Source organism: Hahella sp. HN01 (genome assembly GCF_018986435.1).
In the GTDB taxonomy this organism is placed as follows: Bacteria; Pseudomonadota; Gammaproteobacteria; order Pseudomonadales; family Oleiphilaceae; genus Hahella.
Window position 1 is genome coordinate 21,834 of record NZ_JAHMIN010000048.1, and the last position, 17,686, is coordinate 39,519.

General features: G+C 52.6%; 17 protein-coding genes. 8 read left to right on the forward strand and 9 right to left on the reverse strand.

The genetic code is table 11. The features are described from left to right. From KP814_RS28985 to KP814_RS29000, 4 genes are all read right to left on the reverse strand, one after another. The gene (locus KP814_RS28985) at window positions 1-348 is read right to left on the reverse strand and encodes a Rieske (2Fe-2S) protein (protein ID WP_216740039.1); all 348 of its coding nucleotides are present in this window, start codon (window positions 346-348) and stop codon (window positions 1-3) included. 8 nt (window positions 349-356) lie between these two features. Next, window positions 357-1,148: a cyclic nucleotide-binding domain-containing protein gene (locus KP814_RS28990; protein ID WP_216740040.1), complete on the reverse strand. Its 792-nt coding sequence runs from the start codon at window positions 1,146-1,148 to the stop codon at window positions 357-359. A 15-nt stretch (window positions 1,149-1,163) separates the two neighbouring features. Then, window positions 1,164-1,505 (reverse strand): pentapeptide repeat-containing protein, encoded by a 342-nt coding sequence (locus KP814_RS28995; RefSeq protein ID WP_216740041.1) that lies wholly within the window; start codon window positions 1,503-1,505, stop codon window positions 1,164-1,166. A gap of 198 nt (window positions 1,506-1,703) precedes the next feature. Next, on the reverse strand, window positions 1,704-3,278 hold the full coding sequence (locus tag KP814_RS29000) for an AAA family ATPase (protein ID WP_371824100.1): 1,575 nt from the start codon (window positions 3,276-3,278) through the stop codon (window positions 1,704-1,706). A 189-nt stretch (window positions 3,279-3,467) separates the two neighbouring features. Here KP814_RS29000 and mrcB point away from each other — a divergent pair, with 189 nt between their 5' ends. Both mrcB and KP814_RS29010 read left to right on the forward strand, forming a co-directional pair. Then, window positions 3,468-5,795: a penicillin-binding protein 1B gene (mrcB, locus tag KP814_RS29005; protein WP_216740043.1), complete on the forward strand. Its 2,328-nt coding sequence runs from the start codon at window positions 3,468-3,470 to the stop codon at window positions 5,793-5,795. A gap of 15 nt (window positions 5,796-5,810) precedes the next feature. Beyond that, window positions 5,811-6,296, forward strand: a complete 486-nt coding sequence (locus KP814_RS29010) for a tetratricopeptide repeat protein (RefSeq protein ID WP_216740044.1) — start codon at window positions 5,811-5,813, stop codon at window positions 6,294-6,296. A gap of 96 nt (window positions 6,297-6,392) precedes the next feature. Here the strand turns inward: KP814_RS29010 and hemL are convergent, their stop codons facing one another. The 3 genes from hemL to KP814_RS29025 all read right to left on the reverse strand — a co-directional run bounded on the left by hemL (window position 6,393) and on the right by KP814_RS29025 (window position 10,034). Further along, a complete protein-coding gene (hemL, locus tag KP814_RS29015; RefSeq protein WP_216740045.1) occupies window positions 6,393-7,673 on the reverse strand; it encodes a glutamate-1-semialdehyde 2,1-aminomutase in 1,281 nt (426 codons plus the stop codon). Between the two features lie 93 nt (window positions 7,674-7,766). Continuing rightward, window positions 7,767-8,189 carry a protoporphyrinogen oxidase HemJ gene (gene hemJ / locus KP814_RS29020; RefSeq protein ID WP_216740046.1) on the reverse strand — a complete coding sequence of 141 codons (423 nt, stop codon included), beginning with the start codon at window positions 8,187-8,189 and terminating at the stop codon, window positions 7,767-7,769. A gap of 39 nt (window positions 8,190-8,228) precedes the next feature. Further along, a complete protein-coding gene (locus KP814_RS29025) occupies window positions 8,229-10,034 on the reverse strand; it encodes a chloride channel protein (protein ID WP_216740047.1) in 1,806 nt (601 codons plus the stop codon). 225 nt (window positions 10,035-10,259) lie between these two features. Here KP814_RS29025 and argC point away from each other — a divergent pair, with 225 nt between their 5' ends. The 5 genes from argC (at window position 10,260) to KP814_RS29050 (ending at window position 13,630) form a co-directional block, all read left to right on the forward strand. Next, window positions 10,260-11,291 carry an N-acetyl-gamma-glutamyl-phosphate reductase gene (gene argC / locus KP814_RS29030; RefSeq protein ID WP_216740048.1) on the forward strand — a complete coding sequence of 344 codons (1,032 nt, stop codon included), beginning with the start codon at window positions 10,260-10,262 and terminating at the stop codon, window positions 11,289-11,291. A 168-nt stretch (window positions 11,292-11,459) separates the two neighbouring features. After that, complete coding sequence (locus tag KP814_RS29035) at window positions 11,460-12,185, forward strand: DUF6776 family protein (protein WP_216740049.1); 726 nt, start codon at window positions 11,460-11,462, stop codon at window positions 12,183-12,185. 2 nt (window positions 12,186-12,187) lie between these two features. Next, window positions 12,188-12,697 carry a polymer-forming cytoskeletal protein gene (locus KP814_RS29040; RefSeq protein ID WP_216740050.1) on the forward strand — a complete coding sequence of 170 codons (510 nt, stop codon included), beginning with the start codon at window positions 12,188-12,190 and terminating at the stop codon, window positions 12,695-12,697. 105 nt (window positions 12,698-12,802) lie between these two features. Beyond that, window positions 12,803-13,156 (forward strand): iron-sulfur cluster insertion protein ErpA, encoded by a 354-nt coding sequence (gene erpA, locus KP814_RS29045; RefSeq protein ID WP_127973679.1) that lies wholly within the window; start codon window positions 12,803-12,805, stop codon window positions 13,154-13,156. Between the two features lie 12 nt (window positions 13,157-13,168). Beyond that, window positions 13,169-13,630 (forward strand): hypothetical protein, encoded by a 462-nt coding sequence (locus KP814_RS29050; protein WP_216740051.1) that lies wholly within the window; start codon window positions 13,169-13,171, stop codon window positions 13,628-13,630. Window positions 13,631-13,653: 23 nt separating this feature from the next. Here KP814_RS29050 and KP814_RS29055 read toward each other — a convergent pair whose 3' ends face one another. Both KP814_RS29055 and KP814_RS29060 read right to left on the reverse strand, forming a co-directional pair. After that, window positions 13,654-14,760 carry an anhydro-N-acetylmuramic acid kinase gene (locus KP814_RS29055; protein ID WP_216740052.1) on the reverse strand — a complete coding sequence of 369 codons (1,107 nt, stop codon included), beginning with the start codon at window positions 14,758-14,760 and terminating at the stop codon, window positions 13,654-13,656. Then, entirely contained in the window at window positions 14,757-16,178 is a 1,422-nt protein-coding gene (locus KP814_RS29060) for an OapA family protein (RefSeq protein ID WP_216740053.1), read from the reverse strand. The genes KP814_RS29055 and KP814_RS29060 overlap by 4 nt, the downstream gene beginning before the upstream one ends. Before the next feature lie 224 nt (window positions 16,179-16,402). Here KP814_RS29060 and tyrS point away from each other — a divergent pair, with 224 nt between their 5' ends. Next, the gene (gene tyrS, locus KP814_RS29065) at window positions 16,403-17,605 is read left to right on the forward strand and encodes a tyrosine--tRNA ligase (protein WP_216740054.1); all 1,203 of its coding nucleotides are present in this window, start codon (window positions 16,403-16,405) and stop codon (window positions 17,603-17,605) included. Window positions 17,606-17,686: the final 81 nt, after the last annotated feature.

The window sequence follows — 17,686 nt, forward strand, 5'->3', positions numbered from 1 at the left end:
TCAGCTATGCAGGTAAAAGCGCCACTCATCATCACTGCGCTCCATGTCCAGCCGCTGAAGGGATTGCCCCTGGCATGGGCCGCTGATGCATTCTCCTGAATGGATCAGAAACAGCGCGCCGTGTGTAGCGCAGTGAATAAATTGCCGGGCTCGGTCAAGAAACTGGTCAGGCATCCACTCAAGCTCTATGCCTAAATGTGGGCAGCTATTTATGTAGGCGAAAAGGGCGTTTCGTTGCTTGACGACAAAAACGCTGTGTCCAGCTAACTGAAGGCCTCGGCAGGCGCTGTCGTCTAATTGATCCAGCTCACACGCCGGCACTGCGCCCAGCAGTTTTCGTGACGCCATGAATAAGGCTAGAGCGCAGCGGAATCGCCAGTCAGGCGGCGGTTCAGGTCGTTGATGGTCCGAGCCATATTTTCCAGTAAATGGAAGCAGGTTTCCGGATGGGCGTGAATCAGGCTGACGAACTGGGATTTCGGCACCGCCATGACCGTGCATGAGTTCCCCGCTACAACAGTGGCGTTGCGAGGGGCATTGGTCAGCGCGGCGATAGCGCCGAATATTTCCCCTTCGTGCACTTCTCCGACTTCCTGATCATCGATAAAGACTTTCGCGTCGCCCATCATCATGGTGTAGACGTTGTCTGCTTCTTCGCCCTGGCGAATGATGACATCCCCCGGCTTGTAGCGAGTAAAACCGGCCTGGGGGCGGTGTTGTTCTTTGCTGATATCGCCGTAGGAGTGGCTGAAAAGGGTCATCAGACCAACGACATAGCTTTGCCATGTGTTGGAGAGTTGCTGGTTTTCTTTCATCAGCTCCTGAAAAGCGACGGGAGAAAAGCAATCCAGCTCTACCGGGTCTTCACACACATAGCTGACAGTCGCCGCTTTAATGCCGCCTTCAATGCCAGCGACATCTCCAGGTTGAAGAATATAAGCCACGCGGTTATCCATGACGGCTGAGAGCATGCCTCGTCTCACCAGGCACAAATGGCCGCGGGGGACACGCCTGAACAGGTCTGTGCCGGGGTACAGCTCTAGATTGTTAGGGCTGGGAGGAAGCAATCTTTGCAGGCTGCGCGCGGAGCTGTTTACGTATTCGAGTAGGCCTTCGACGGAGGCCACGTGTTCACCAAGTAAAAACATAGGTCCGGTTCCGGTTCAACGACGGTAGCGTAGGCGCGTGCCATGGGTGACTGACATTACAATCTCATCTGGAGACAGCTCTTCAGGGAAATAACAGCCTGAGATTTTGGTGCTGGCGATACTGGCGCCTTCCAGATCCGCTTTGCGGAAATCGATGCCACGCAGATCCGCACCACGAAAGTACGCGCCCTTAAGATCCAGGCCCGATGCATCAAGCCCGCGTAAATCCAGGCCACGAAAATCACAGAGCTCAAAGCTGGGAACAGGGGATGACTGTTTCTGCTTATTGAACTCCTCGACCTTCTCAGAACGAAGCAGTTGATAAAGAGGGTGATCTATTATCTTGACCCGTTCCATTGAGCTGCACCTCCGGAAACAATTCTGCGATTGGGCGGATAACGCCGCCCTGAGTAAACGCTATTCGGGACGCCGTTATTGTAACGACGCATAATCGCAGTATAGACAGAGGTTTAAGTCAAGTCATGTAGTGTTCCGTAACAAAACGGAACGATAAAACGACGCAATTGCAATGGATAAGGAGGGAAGCGGCGCAGCTTATGCTGCGCCAAGACGTTGTACTAACTTTTCAGTCAGAGTGTGGATGTCCTCTGAGCTATCCGTGGAGACCACTAGCACATGAGGCAGTTCGTCCTCCTGGAATGGCTCATCCCGGGTGAGTTGCTTGTGCATAACTTCCACATCAGCTTCCGCAGGATCGTCGTTCTTTTCCTTGCGGCGGTTTAGACGACGTTCAATTTCATCCAATGGCACGCGGCAGTCCACTACAGCGAACGGGACGCCTTCTTCTTCCGCCACTTTTTCCATCTGCTGGCGTTGATCGTAGCGAAGGAAGGTAGCGTCGATGATAACCGCCGCTCCACAGTGCAGCAGGGCGCGAGCGGTGTCGGCGAGATGGGTGTAAGTCTTAATAGAGGCGTCTTTGTTATAGATGCCCTGATCGCTGCCGGAAGCGCCAGTGTTATCCAGATGAGAAAAGCCGAACAGGCGCTTGCGCTCTACGTCCGAACGCAAGCGAATGGCGCTTAAGCGTTCCAGCAGTCGAGAGGTGATGGTGGATTTGCCTGTGCCTGAGACGCCGTGGGTAATAAGTAAAAAGCGTGTCGGCACATCCATATAGCTTTCCGCCAACTCCAGGTACTTGCGATATTTGCGCACCTGTTCCGCCTTGGCTTCTTCGCTCAGCCCTGGCGCGCCGAGGGTAAACAACGCAACTTTACATCGCACCATGGCGCGGTATGACTTATAGAAAGGCAGCAACTCTGCGCCGACGTAATCGCCGGTAATTTCCAGGTATTTATTCAAAAACCGGTAGGACAGATGTTTCATGCCTCGATCTTCCAGATCCATCATCAGGAAGGCGAGATCGTTGTAGACATCCGTCCAGCGAAAGTCCTCGTTAAACTCAATGCAGTCAAACAGGGTGACTTTATCTTCAAACAGGGTCACGTTGCCGAGATGCACATCGCCATGACATTCGCGCACAAACCCTTTGTCTTTACGCGACTGCAGAAACGGACGCAGGCGCTCGTAGGTGCTTTGCGCCCAGCCTTCGATGTATTCCAGTTGCCGTAACTCCGCGGGGTCCGACAACATGGGACGGACTTGATCGAAGTTCTGCTGCACTGGCGCGAATACTTGCTCAGGGTCGCCGAATTCACAGCTGCTGTCGGCGACAGCGGACTCTTGCATGTGGAAGTCCGCCAGTTGCTGGCTGAGGGCGTCCAGGTAACGGGGCAACTTATCAGAGTCACTAGGTAGCTTGCTGAGCAGGTCTTCAGGGTTGAACTGCTTCATTTTGACTGCGTATTCAATTACGTCGCCATCGCCGTCAATGGAAGGCTCCGCTTCCGAGCCGGTAATTCTGACCAGCCCTTGGTAAATCTCTGGGGCAAGGCGACGATTAAGCCGCAGTTCTTCCTCGCAATAGAAGCGACGGCGCTCCAAGTCGGTAAAGTTAAGGAAGCCGAAATCCATGGGTTTCTTGATTTTGTAGGCGTATGGCCCAGTCAGGATGACCCAGGAGATATGTGTTTCGACGAGTTGAAACTGTGTGACGGGATGTCCATAGACTGCCGGATCCTGCAGCGCTTTAATTAAGCTCTCGCTCACGCGTCGCTCCTTCTTATTTAATATTGCGAGGGTTTCATGCCACTGATTGCTGAAATTGGTTATGATAACCGCCGCGACCGCCCGAAAAACAATCATCTGGCGCACATCTAACGTCCTGAAACAACGCGTTTCAACGAGAATAAAAGGCAGCCGCGCCAGCAGACTAGAGCTTAAACCATCTACATTCCCATGTCGAAACCTAAAACAGCCCGCAAGCCTGCAAATAAGCGGCCCGGCAAGAAAAAGACAGCACCAAAAAGACGCATTCTTTCTATCCTTTTTAAAGTGACTTTGGTCCTCTCCGTATTACTGGTGATCTGGACCATTTATCTGGATGCGACCGTAAGAGAAAAGTTCGAAGGTAAACGCTGGCAGTTACCTGCCCAGGTGTTCGCCCGCCCCATGGAGTTCTTTCCTGGCCAGAACTACACCCGAGGACAGGTTGAGGAAGAGCTGAAGAGCCTGGGATACCGGCGCACGGATCGTCCGGGGCAACCGGGAACCTATTCCATGTCTTCCAGCGCGCTGGAAGTGTATAGCCGTTCGTTTAAGTTTCCCGATGGTGATCAGAAAGCTCAGAAGTTTCGTCTGGATTTTGATGGCCAGGGCGTTAGCAGAGTAAGCGCCGGCGGTACGGATACGAACTGGTCCAGACTTGAGCCGGTGGTTATTGGCGGCATTTATCCCGCCCAGCATGAAGACCGCTTACTGGTGAGCCTTAAAGAGGTTCCGGACAGTTTAAAGAAGGCGCTGGTGGCGGTTGAGGATAAGAATTTCTACTCCCACTACGGCGTATCGCCTCTATCTATAATGCGTGCGACCTGGGTGAATATTCGCGCTGGGCGCGTCGTACAGGGCGGCAGTACGCTGACGCAGCAGTTGGTGAAGAACTTTTACTTGTCCAGCGATCAGACCATTTGGCGCAAGTTTAATGAGGCCATTATGGCTGTGCTGCTGGAATGGCACTACGAGAAAGACGAGATTCTGGAAGCCTACTGTAACGAGATCTTCCTGGGCCAGGCTGGTGCCCGCGCTATTCACGGCTTTGGTATGGCCAGCCAGTTCTACTTTGGCGTGCCAGTGCAGGATTTGACGCCGGAAAAATCCGCGCTGCTGGTGGCGATCGTCAAAGGCGCTTCTTATTACAACCCGCGCAAACATCCCGAGCGTGCGCAGAAGCGCCGTGATTTGGTGCTGCAGATGATGGCTGACGGCGGGGTGATCTCCAATGAGCAAAGCATTGGCTTTAAAAATCGCCCGCTGGGTGTGGTGACGCAGCCGCGATATTCCGACAGTCTCTACCCGGCTTTCATGGATTTGGTCCGTCAACAGTTGGATAAAGACTATCGTGAAGAGGACTTGCAGTCAGAAGGACTGAGGATCTTCACTACCCTTGATCCGTTGATCCAATCTCAGGCTGAATCGGCGCTGAGTAAAACCGTGAAGGGGCTGGAGCGTAATAAGGCCAATCAAGGCTTGCAAGGCGCTTTGGTGACCACTGCACTGGACAGCGGTGAGGTCGTCGCCTTGGTCGGCGGCAAAGACGCGCAATTCGCTGGCTTTAATCGGGCGCTTGAAGCGAAGCGGCAGATAGGTTCTTTGATCAAGCCTGTCATCGCGCTGACGGCTTTGCAGGAGAAGGATAAATACACCTTGGCGACGCCGATCAAAGATGAAGCGTTCTCGATCAAGTTTGAGAATGGCGATGTATGGGCTCCGCAGAACTATGACAAACAAACCCATGGCGAGGTGAGCTTGCAGCATGCGTTGGCGCACTCACTAAACCTGGCGAATGTTCGTTTGGGACTGGAGCTGGGCGTGCCGGCGGTATTGGATCAAGTGCGCAAACTTGGCGTGGAGACGGATGCCGCGCCATATCCGTCCGTGTTGCTGGGAGCGTTGAATTTGACGCCGCTTCAGGTTGCTCATTTATATCAAAATCTGGCTTCCACCGGATTTGATACGCCTTTACGGGCAATTCGCGCAGTGACGAAGCCAGATGGTGAATTGCTGACAAGATATCCTTTTGATACTCATCAGGTTGTTGATCCCGCTGCGACTTATTTGCTCCAATACGCCATGTTCGACGTGATGCGTGAAGGCACGGGCCGACGCGTCTATCAGCGCTTTCCGGAAGACTATTCCGTGGCGGGTAAAACAGGCACCACGGATGATTACCGCGACAGTTGGTTTGTCGGCTTTAATGGCCAATACCAGACGACTGTGTGGCTGGGTAAGGACGATAACAGCGTGACTCGCCTGACAGGGGCGTCCGGCGCCCTGGAGGTCTGGATGAATCTGTATCAGCGTTTGCCTCAAGTGTCCTTCGTGCCCACAACCCCGGAAACGGTGGAATGGGTGTGGGTGGATATCGCCACGGGCAAAAAGTCTGACGAAGGGTGTGACGGCTCTGTCGCCATGCCTTTCCAGCGCGGTAGCGCGCCTGTCGAAGAGGTGGCCTGCGTCGGACGCGATAATGCACTGCAGCGTTGGCTGCGTAGCTGGTGGGATGGTTAATACCGGGGAATAATAATGATGCGATTGCTGAATAGAGTTTGTGTGGTGGGAATCTTGGCGGTGATGACCGGTTGCGGGGTGAACCCTTATCGCAGCGCTACGACAGAGGCGGGTCCAAAGACGACTCAACCTTCGACGCCGGCAACAGAAACTGCTGCGCCGCAGCAACCGGATCGCACGGGGCGGCCGGTTTCACCCCCGGTGCGTATTTCCCGGGTAGAGCCCACTCCGGCGGCTCGTCAAATGCTGGCGAATGCTGAGGCCGCCGCTCGTGAAGGGCGCTACGATCAGGCGATGTTGATGGTGGAGAGGGCGCAGCGTATGTCGCCGAAAGCTGGCGATGTTTATCTGGTGATGGCGCGCTTGCACTATGAGCAACAGCGCTACGCCAAGTCCGAGCAACTGTGTCTGAAGGCGTTGTCGTTGGCGGGCGATGATAAATCTTTCAAGGAGTCCGCTATGTACTCCTTGGATAAAGCGCGTCAGGCGCAGGGTAAGTAGGAGTTTATCGGGCCTGAAAAAGGGAAGCTGTTAAAGCTTCCCCATAGACCCAGTCTGATTTTGAAGATAACGGCGGGATATTCCCGCCGCTCAGCATTACATCGAGGCGAACAGGCTGGAGGCCGCATCCAGCGTCGCTTGGATGTCCTCATCGGAGTGCGCTGCGCTGACAAATCCCGCCTCATAGGCGGAGGGCGCCAAGTACACGCCTTTATCCAGCATGCCGTGGTAGAACTTGCGGAAACGCTCCAGGTCACACCGGGTGACTTGCTCGAAGCGGGAAACTTTCTTCTCTTCACTGAAAAAGAAACCGAACATGCCGCCAACCTGATTAATGGTCAGGGGAACGCCTGCTGCTTGCGCGCGCTCTTGTAAACCTTTCGCCAGCGCTTCAGTTTTTGCGGTCAGCGCGTCGTAAAAGCCCGGCTCGCTGATCTTGTTCAGCATGGTCAAGCCGCAAGCCATGGCCAAAGGATTACCGGACAACGTTCCTGCCTGATAAACCGGGCCCAGTGGCGCGATATGCGACATGACGTCACGGCGACCGCCAAATGCGCCAACCGGCAGGCCCGCGCCGATGACTTTGCCAAGGGTGGTCAGGTCGGGTTTAACGCCATAAACCTGCTGAGCTCCGCCCAGAGCGACGCGGAAACCGGTCATGACTTCATCGAATATCAAGATAGACCCATGCTCGTCACAGACAGTGCGCAGTGTTTCCAGAAAGCCGGGCTCGGGTGGGATGCAGTTCATATTGCCAGCGACAGGCTCTACGATAATCGCGGCGATTTCATCCCCGTGGCGGGCGAAAACTTCCCTGACCATGACCGCATCGTTGTAGGTCAAAGTAAGCGTGTGTTCCGCCACGCTGGCGGGAACGCCAGGGGAGTCGGGAATACCCAGGGTCAGTGCGCCGGAGCCTGCTTTCACTAATAGTGAGTCAGCATGGCCGTGGTAGCAGCCTTCGAATTTAACGATCTTGTCTCTTCCAGTGAACCCGCGAGCCAGACGGATGGCGCTCATGGTTGCTTCGGTGCCGGAGTTGACCATCCGCACCATTTCAATGGAGGGAACCAGCTCGCAGACTTTTTCCGCCATGTCGATTTCGATGCGAGTAGGCGCGCCGAAACCCAGGCCGTTGACGAGTTGGCGCTCCAAAGCCTGACGTACGTCAGGATGGGCGTGACCCAGAATCATTGGACCCCAGGAGCCGACATAATCGATATAGCGCTTATCGTCCTCATCGTATAGATACGCCCCTTCGCCTTTGCTGAAGAATACCGGGGCTCCGCCGACACCGCGAAACGCGCGCACCGGCGAATTGACGCCGCCGGGGATATGTTGCTGGGCTCGGCTGAAAAGTTCTTCTGAGATAGTCATGCCTGTTCCTGTATCTATGGCTTAAAAAGGACAAATTATGTTGCGCATTGTCGGAACTCCGGATGGGGAATGCAAATGCCGGAAAAACTGCGCTTAAAAAGGACGCACCACCACCATAATGACTACGCCGACTAACACCAGCACAGGGGCTTCGTTGAGCCAGCGGTAAAAGACATGGCTGCGTTGGTTACGGTCTTCTTTGAATACTTTTAAGATATGTCCGCAGTAAAAGTGATAGCCGATTAAGGCCACGACCATTGTCAGTTTGGCATGCATCCATCCCTGCGCGAGATAGCCCGAAAAATTGTATGACAGCAGCCACAGGCCCAAGGCCACAGTAATGATCATCGACGGGGTGGCGATGCCGCGATACAGCTTGCGCTCCATGATTTTGAAACGCTCTTTGCTGATTTCATCCTCGCTCATGGCGTGATAGACGAATAAGCGCGGCAGGTAAAAAATGCCAGCGAACCAGCACACCATGGCGATAATATGAAAGGCTTTTATCCAAAGCATGCTGCGCTCCTTGTTCTGCTTGATCGCATTAGTAAATGCTTATTTGCTTTTGTACTGATAGTAAGATTCCAGGTCCGCACGGGTGATCACGCCAATAATGGGTTTGATCAATGGGGCGGTCGTCCGCTCGACATAGAGGGCTTCTACTCCTGTGGCGTTTAGTCGGTCCAGCGCTTCTTCCAGGGTGGCCTGGACATGTAAGGACGCCACGTCTCGCCGCTGTGCAGGGATGCTGAGCAAGTCCAGTGACGCCTCTTCGGCGTTAAAATCGGGTTTGCCTTCTTCCTCCGTCAGATAGCGGGCCAAATCCGCAGCTGGCAGGATGGCGCGGGGGCCTCCTTCGCTCTCGATGATGATCCAGCGTGGTTCTGTGCGTAGCAGTTCTTTTGCTTCACCCCATACTAATTTTTGTTGTGAGCGTTTGATGCTTCTTTCCATGATAGCGCCCACCGCTACGCGGCGCAGAGCCAGAGTTAGCGGCTCCGCGCGGTAATCCAACCCCTGTAATTGCAAAATGGTCAGGAACACCGAGCGCTGTCGAAAGTAGTGGGAAGCGATCAAGCTGGACACGATGATGATTAGCATCGCCGGGAGAATGACGTTGGGGTTTCGGGTCAACTCGATCACCGCCATGATTGCGGCCAACGGCGCTTGTAGAACGGAGCCCATCATCGCGCCCATGCCCAGCACCGCGTAAAACCCAGGCTCTGAGGCCAGGGTTGGCATCAGCATGTTCGCCAGAACGCCAAGCGCCCCCCCGAGAGTCGCCCCGATGAAGAGGGTGGGGCCAATAATCCCGCTTGGCATGCCCAGTCCGATGGTCGTCGCGGTAACAAGCAGCTTCGCCAGTGCGATGGTCAGAAGCAGTAGGAAACCAATGTTGCCGGCGATGGCGTCATTAACTGTGTCGTAGCCAATGCCCATGATTTGAGGTAGCGCCAACGCGGCCAAGCCAGTCATGAGCCCCGCCGCCAATAAACGCCAAAGAATAGGCGTTTTCACCTTTTCCGTGGTCTGGCTGATGATTTTGACGAACAGAGCTGAGCACATGCCGATCAATATGGCGACAGCCACAATGTAAGGCAGTTCCACCAGAGAGTTCAGGCTGAAATTTGGAACAACGAAAGCCGGGTCATCGCCATAGATAGGCTGAGATACGATGGCGGCGGTTACTGCCGCCAGGATAATCGGCGTAAAGCCATTGATCGTGTATTCCAGCATGACGACTTCCATCGCGAAGATGACGCCGGCGATGGGAGTATTAAAGGATGCGGACACCGCCGCAGCGGTGCCGCAACCCACCAGCATGCGGATACTGTTGTTAGGGAGCCCCATCCACTGACCCAATAAGCTGGAACTGGTGGCGCCAAGATGCACGGCGGGGCCTTCTCGTCCCGCGCTTTGGCCCGTGGCCAAGGTGGCGACGCCACAGAAAAACTGCAGTAGTCCGCTACGCAGGGAAATATAACCCTGGTGGTAGCCCAGTCGCTCCATGACATGAGTGACGCCGACTTTGCGCTGTTGCACACCCAGTCGCATCAGCCATAGGGCAAGAATAAGCGCACCGACAATCGGCAGGCAGAACTGCATCAGCGGCGTTAATTGCTCAAAGTTCTCCGCGCTGTCGCCTGGCAGGAGGTAACCGAGAGGAAGTTCAATTGCCGCTCGAAACAAGAGAATGACCAAGCCAGTGGCCAAGCCGGATAGAAAACCCAACAGCGCGAGTTGCGGCAGCGCCTCATAGCTGGCGACGCGGCGACGAAAAGACTGGAATAGCAAATCCAGTTTGAGAGCCAGCGCGGAAACCTGTTGTTTTTGCGTTTTCTTCCCGTTTGGTTTGAGCACAAACCTCTCCCATTCAAACTTGTTGCTGAGTTTGCTCGACAGGTGATGCAGCCATGGCTTATAGCCAGAGGGTGGAATGTAATAGCGCCGCCCGCAATTCAGGAAAGCTGACTCTGCGCGGGTGTCGGAAAGCTGCTAGTATAGCGAATTTATTAGAGTATTGTCCGGCGCGGCCACGGCTGTGCGGGGAAATTGGTTCGGCATTTAGCGGAGGTCAGTAAGCTCGTGGTTAAAATTGGCATTGTCGGCGGCACTGGATATACCGGCGTTGAGTTGATCAGGTTGCTGTCGGCTCATCCAGAGGCGGAAGTGGCGGTAGTAACGTCGCGAGGAGACGCTGGCGTTCCTGTTGCGGAAATGTTCCCCAATTTACGCGGTTTTACAGACTTACGCTTTAGCGCCCCAGATGTCGAAGAGCTATCAAAGTGCGATTTGGTGTTTTTCGCCACCCCTCATGGCGTCGCTCTGGAAATGGTTCCGCAATTGCTGGCCAAAGGGACGCGGGTGGTGGACTTGGGAGCGGACTTCCGTATCCGAGATGCGGAACTGTGGAGTCGTTGGTATGGCCTGCCTCATACTGCCCCCGAAGCGCTGGCTGAAGCTGTTTACGGCTTGCCGGAGGTGAACCGGGCGGCGATTAAATCCGCTCGACTCGTCGCTAACCCAGGATGTTATCCCACAGCCGTCCAGTTAGGCTTCTTGCCTCTGTTAAGCAAAGGGCTGGTGGATACACAGCGTCTGATCGCAGACGCCAAGTCCGGTGTGAGCGGCGCCGGAAGGCAAGGCAAAATCGCTAATCTACTGTGTGAAGTCAGCGAGAGCTTCAAAGCCTATGGCGCATCAGGACATCGCCATCTACCGGAAATTAAACAGGGGCTCAGTTTGGCTGCTGGCGCGCCGGTTGGTTTGACGTTTGTACCTCATCTCGTGCCAATGATCAGAGGCATAGAAGCCACTTTGTATGCGGAACTGAAACAGGATAACGACGATCTGCAGGCGTTATTTGAGTCGTTCTATGCAGATGAACCTTTTGTCGATGTAATGCCTTTTGGCAGTCTGCCGGAGACGCGTTCGGTAAGAGGCTCTAACCTGTGTCGCATCTCATTGCATCGGCAACCTGAATCTAACGTGGTGATTGTGCTCTCAGTGATCGATAATCTAGTGAAGGGCGCAGCAGGTCAGGCCGTTCAAAATATGAATATTATGCTGGGGTTGCCAGAGACGGCGGGATTGAATCTCATCGCTGCGCTGCCTTAATTTTGTCCAGAGCGCCCTACTGAAAAGGCGTATTTCAAGCCAAATGCGTGACGGTGTTTGGCTTGCTACCTAAATTCACAAAAAATAACTTTGCCGACAATGATTTAGTAGAGAATACTAAAATAGCGCGTAAGGTTATGGACACTTCAGAATCGGTATCAATCGTCAATGTCTACCAATGCAAACGAAAAACTGGTCGTCGTACCTTACCGCCCGGGAGAAACGCTTAAAAAACGGGCTCTGGCATGGCTGGCCATAATTATCAGCATTACTGGCGGCATCGCCATGGGATGGTATTTCTCTGACCTGAGAAAGGAAAAGCTGGGCTCTAAAAATCAAGAACTCAACCGGATGCTGGTCATAGCGGAAAGGCGCGCCACTGAGCTGGCGCAACAGGTGGCTAACCTGGAGCGAGGAAAAGCGATTGATCAGGCCGCCAGCACTGACGTGCTGAAGACTATTCGCGATTTGGAAAGCGCAAACTTGCAGTTACGTGAGGATATCGCTTTTTACAAGAACATCATGGCTCCCTCCGATGAGGATACCGGCCTGCAGGTTCAGCGTATGGAAATTCGTCCTACGCGGGAAAATCGAAGGTTTCAGTATAAACTTGTATTAACGCAAGTGGCTGACAACAAAACCTACATCCAAGGCGTTGTGGCGGTGAACCTGATCGGAGTAAAAGGTGGCGAAAAAGAGATATTGCCGTTGCGGGATGTCGATGGAGCCGAGGAGTTGGGGGTTAAGTTCAGATTTCGTTATTTCCAGGATCTTACTGGAGAAATGGAGTTGCCGGAAGGCTTCGTTCCTGAGCAGATTCAGGTAGTGGCGCAATCAACCGGGAAAAAAGCAACGAAAATAGAAAGAACCTTCGATTGGAAGGTCGGGGAGTAAGAATGTTCGGGAAAAAGAAAACCAAATCAAAAAATGTCAATGGCGGGCACTTCGATACGCTGATTTCACGCAGCACGGAAATCAAAGGCGACCTGCAGTTTACTGGCGGTCTGCACATTGACGGCAAGATACTGGGCAAGATTAAGGCTGATACAACTGATGAAGACGCTATAGTGCGAGTCAGTGATGTCGGCGAAGTGAATGGAGACGTCATTGCGCCGCACATTATCATCAATGGTAAAGTGAACGGTGACGTCTACTCCTCGGAGCATATCGAGCTGGCGCCGAAAGCCTCTATCACTGGCAACGTTTATTACAACCTGATCGAAATGGCGATGGGCGCGGAAGTGAACGGTAACTTGGTGCATAGCAAAGAAAGCGTATCAACCGCCACGGTGACGGCTACGGATAAATCCGAACAGAAGAAAGCGACAAAAGAAGATAAAAAAGCAGGTAAGACTCGGGATGACGCTGGCGATCAACCTGAGCTGATCAACTTGGCGAGTCACTGATATAGTTGACCGATTAAGTAGGATAAATAGATAATTCACGTGTATCCTACTTTTTTAATTGCCGAGTATAGAGCGCTAGCAACAAAAGTTGCGGCGGGAGGAACTATGAGCGTCGCTGAGACATATGAACCAACCCCTATAATCTTCACTGATAACGCTGCGGCGAAGGTGAAGTCTCTGATTGAGGATGAGGGGAATGATGAGCTGAGCCTGCGTGTATTTGTTACTGGAGGCGGCTGTTCAGGGTTTCAGTATGGTTTCTCTTTTGATGAAGCTGTAAACGAAGACGATACGATTGTCGAAAAAGACGGCGTGCGTTTGGTTGTGGACTCGCTTAGCTACCAATATCTTGTCGGCGCGGAAGTCGATTTTCGTGAAGGTTTGGAAGGCGCGCAGTTCGTTATTAAGAATCCGAATGCTGCGACCACTTGTGGTTGCGGTAGCTCCTTCTCTATATAAAGGGTCAGATATATGCAGTTCAGCCGCTACTTAACGTTACTGTGGCTGACTGTTTTCTCTTTCTCACTACACGCAGCGGACAGGCCGGAAACCAGTCCCGCCATCGCAACCGACTCTCTGAATTATCTGGCGAAGATCGAACTTCATACGCCAGAGGAAATTGCTGAGTTGTTTGAACGGGCTTCCAAACTGCTGGAGGGGGAGAACGGCTACTCTCTTGGCAGTCCCATCGCTTTTGTTCTACATGGGCCGGAAGTCGAGTATTTCGCCAAAATGAATTACCCAGAGTTCAAATCTATCGTAGACAAAGCTGCGCAATTAGATGCTTTTCGTGTGATTGACGTGAGAGTGTGTAACACCTATTTGCGCATACACAATATCGACCGCAGTGCATTGCCGCCCTTTGTCGAAATAGTGCCTTATGGTCCCGCTGAAGAAAAAAAGCTGAAAGAGAAAGGCTACGTAGACTTTTAGTCTGGGCTAATCACGATTAGCTATCAGGCGGGGTAAATCGCCCCTAATATTCTCTCCCCTTGAGCGCGAGTTACCGCTGGGATATTGCCCGGTAATCCATCTAATGTTCGCTTCGCCAGCCAGGCGAAAGCCATTGCTTCCATGAAATCCGGATCAATGCCTGCGCTGTCGGTCCCCTGCACAAAAACCTGAGGCAGATGATGGCGAAGTCTTTCCATCAAAAAGAGGTTATGCACGCCGCCGCCACAGACAAAGAGATGGGTGAGAGTGTTAGCGTTTAGAGCTTCGCAGACTGTTTGAGCCGTCAGTTCAGTGAGCGTCGCCAGAATATCTTTGTCGCTAACGGATGCCGCCTTTTGCAGGTTGGCCTGTAGCCAATCATGGTTAAACAGCTCTCGACCTGTGCTTTTGGGAGCAGGGAGGGAGAAGAAGGGCTCCCTTTTCATTTCTTGCAATAATGCGTGATTAATCGATCCCGTCCTGGCTATTTGTCCGCCTTGGTCCCAACTCTGTTGGAATGCATGCGAACACCAGGCATCCATGAGCATGTTGCCTGGCCCACAATCAAAACCAATAACGGAGTTGGCTGTTTCCGACCATTGAGTGATGTTGGCGATCCCCCCAATATTAACGACGGCGGAATTGGGAAAACGATTCTGCAAGGCATGCATATGGAATGCTGGCGCCAGAGGTGCGCCTTCGCCGCCCGCTGCGATATCTCTGCGCCGAAAGTCCGCAACAACGGTGATTCCCGTTTTCTCCGCCAGTAGGCTGGGGTTGGCGAGCTGGCAGGTGTATGGCCAACTTATCGCTGGTCGATGTCGGATGGTCTGGCCGTGGCAGCCGATTGCGCGAATTCGGCTTTTATCGATATCGGAGTTGTTCAGGAGGTTGTTTACTGCTTCGGCATATAGCAAGGTTAGCTGGCTTTCGACTGCAAACAATTCGTCTGGACGCCAGCTGTCGGCGATGGCAAGGTTATGAAGCTTGGATTTCAGATCAGAAGGGAATGGTGTAAAGGAGGTTGCGATGGTTTCAGGAAGTTCGCTCTGGAACTTCGCCAGGGCTACATCAACACCATCCAGGCTGGTGCCGGACATGAGTCCGGCGAATATTTCCTGATCGTTCATAAGTCCGCGTTGTCGGAGCTTAGGCTATCTCGTTTTGCGACCTGATAACTGTCAGAGTAGGCCTGCATTTGGGCTAGCGCCGTTTGGGCCTGCTCTTTAAAGCGAGACATTTCATTGCTGGCGACAGGTTGCGCATGAGGGAACTTCACTGTTACCGGGTTTTTGTGTACTCCGTTGACGCGGAACTCATAGTGCAGGTGAGGTCCTGTCGCCAAACCTGAGCTGCCTACGTAACCAATAACTTGACCTTGGTTAATGCGCTTGCCGTTTTTGATGCCGCGAGCAAATCCTTTCATGTGAGCGTAGAGCGTAGTAATGGATTGGCCATGCTGCAGAATCACTACGTTGCCGTAACCTCCTTTGCGGCCCGCAAAAATCACTTTGCCGTCTCCACTCGCCTTGATTGGCGTGCCGCGCCCCGCAGCGTAATCAGTTCCTTTATGTGCGCGGAACTTATGAAGAACAGGATGCTTACGTTGTAAATTGAAATGGGAGGATATACGAGCGAAATCTATTGGTGTGCGTAAAAATGCTTTTTTCAGGCTCTTTCCATCTGGGGTAAAGTAGCCCGTTTTGCCTTCCTGGTCTTCATAGCGCACGGCAGTATATGTCTCGCCTTGATTTGTGAACTCAGCGGCAAGGATGTTGCCGTTGGAGATTTTTTTGCCATCAAGGAAAAGCTCTTCATAAACCAGCTTGAACGAGTCTCCACTGCGAATATCCAGCACGAAGTCCACATCCCAGCCGAAAATGTTCGCCAAATCCATGATTAGGCTATCCGGCAGGCCGGCGTTTTTCGCGTCAATGAACAGCGCCGATTTAATCACGCCTTCAGCGTAAGCGGTCTGCACATCAGGTTTGAGTACGACTTTCTCAAGCTCGAATTTACTCTCGGCATTGGCGTTGATCAGCCAGTTTTCTAACTGGCTACGATGAATACGCAACGCGCTAAGTTTGTTTTCCGAGTCGAATGCAAAGTCCAGCTTTTCTCCAGGAAAAATCTGAGTCCACTCTTTGCCGGGAATATCGTCCACCATCTGCGCCAGCTCGGCGCTTGAAGCCCCGGCTCTTTTAAACAGGGAGGACAGGCTGTCTCCGTTTCTAACCTCAAATTCGTTCCAGGCTATTTCGGGCTCAACTGTAGCCGGAGCGGGCGTCTCTGTGGCCGGCTCTGCTGTTGAGGGGATCAGCGGTTTAATCTTTGCTGATGCGCTATCTTCGGGTAAGTCCTTGAGAGGGCTGCTGGAATCAGCTTGGCTGGTGGGCTGACCGTCTAAAGGAATGTTTAGGGTAATGCGGCCTGCCGCCGCTTGCTCGGATGGGCTGAGAATGAGCGCTGATCCGAGCATAGATCCTGCGGCCGCAACCGCCAGGAAATGTATCCGTGAAAACTTGGGTAATATTTTCTTAATTAACATCGAAGGTTAAGTCCAGATGTTTGTAAAAAACTTTAACTATAGAGTATAAGCGTTTTTGGAAACTGTGCATATATCAAACAGTTTGGCTGGCGAAAAATGCTGCTATACTATCGCGCCCCCGGGTCATATTAAAGCCGTTGCCTGGTGCTGCGTTCGTGACAAGGGTCATGAATATCGATTACTAAGTGTTAATAGCGTAACAAGTTGCAAATAGGGCGTCTGTAATGCCATCTGTAGAAGAGTCTTTAGCGCTGATAAAGCGCGGTGCGGAAGAAATTATTCAAGAAGAAGGATTGGTTGAGAAGTTAAAAAGGGGTGAGCCGCTCAGGATTAAAGCGGGCTTCGATCCGACTGCGCCTGATTTGCATTTAGGGCATACGGTTCTTATTAATAAGCTACGTCAGTTTCAGGATCTGGGGCATCAGGTCATTTTCCTGATTGGCGATTTTACGGGAATGATCGGAGATCCTACCGGCAAGAGCGCAACCCGTCCTCCATTAACGAAGGAAGATGTGGCTCGAAACGCGCAGACATATAAAGAGCAGGTGTTCAAAATTTTGGACCCACAAAAAACGGAAGTTCGCTTCAATAGCGAATGGATGGATAAGCTCTCTGCGGCGGATATGATTCGTTTGGCTGGTCAATATACCGTTGCGCGTATGCTTGAGCGCGACGATTTTCACAAGCGCTATCATAATGAGCAGTCGATTTCGATCCATGAGTTTCTCTATCCTTTAGTGCAGGGGTATGACTCTGTTGCTTTGCGCGCCGACGTTGAATTGGGTGGAACTGACCAGAAGTTTAATCTTTTGATGGGGCGTATGCTGCAGAAGCATTACGACCAGGAGCCTCAGGTAATTATGACAATGCCGATCCTGGAAGGTCTGGACGGCGTGCAAAAAATGTCGAAGTCTCTGGGCAACTATATCGGCGTTAATGATTTGCCTGGGGAGATGTTTGGTAAGTTGCTGTCTATCCCTGACGAATTAATGTGGCGCTACTTCGAACTCTTAAGTTTTCGGGATATGGCGGAAATTGAAGATTTTAAAGGACAGGTCAACGCCGGAGAAAATCCTCAAAATATTAAGCGACTGCTTGCTGAAGAGATTGTCGCTCGTTTTCACGGTGGAGAGGCGGCGCAGAATGCGCATAAATCAGCGGGCAACCAAGTTAAATTGGGAGAGATCCCAGAAAACGTTCCAGCTGTTCATCTAGAAGAAAGCGATGACCAGGTGGAGTTTTCCATATCCTATATTCTTCGTAGAGCCGACTTGGTGAAGAATGGCGCGGCGGCGAAAGACGTTCTGGGTCGAGGTGCAGTGTTCGTGGATGGCGCGCAGGTTGACGCGAGCTTTATGGTGCAAAGAGGGAGCGAGCACGTGATTCAGGCGGGCAAGAAGAAGATAGCGCAGGTTTTTGTGAAATAACGAAAATAGTGCTTGCGCGAAATTAAGGGGTGCGTATAATGCGCCCCACTTCGACGGGGAAGCCGGTCGGAGGGGAGGGAG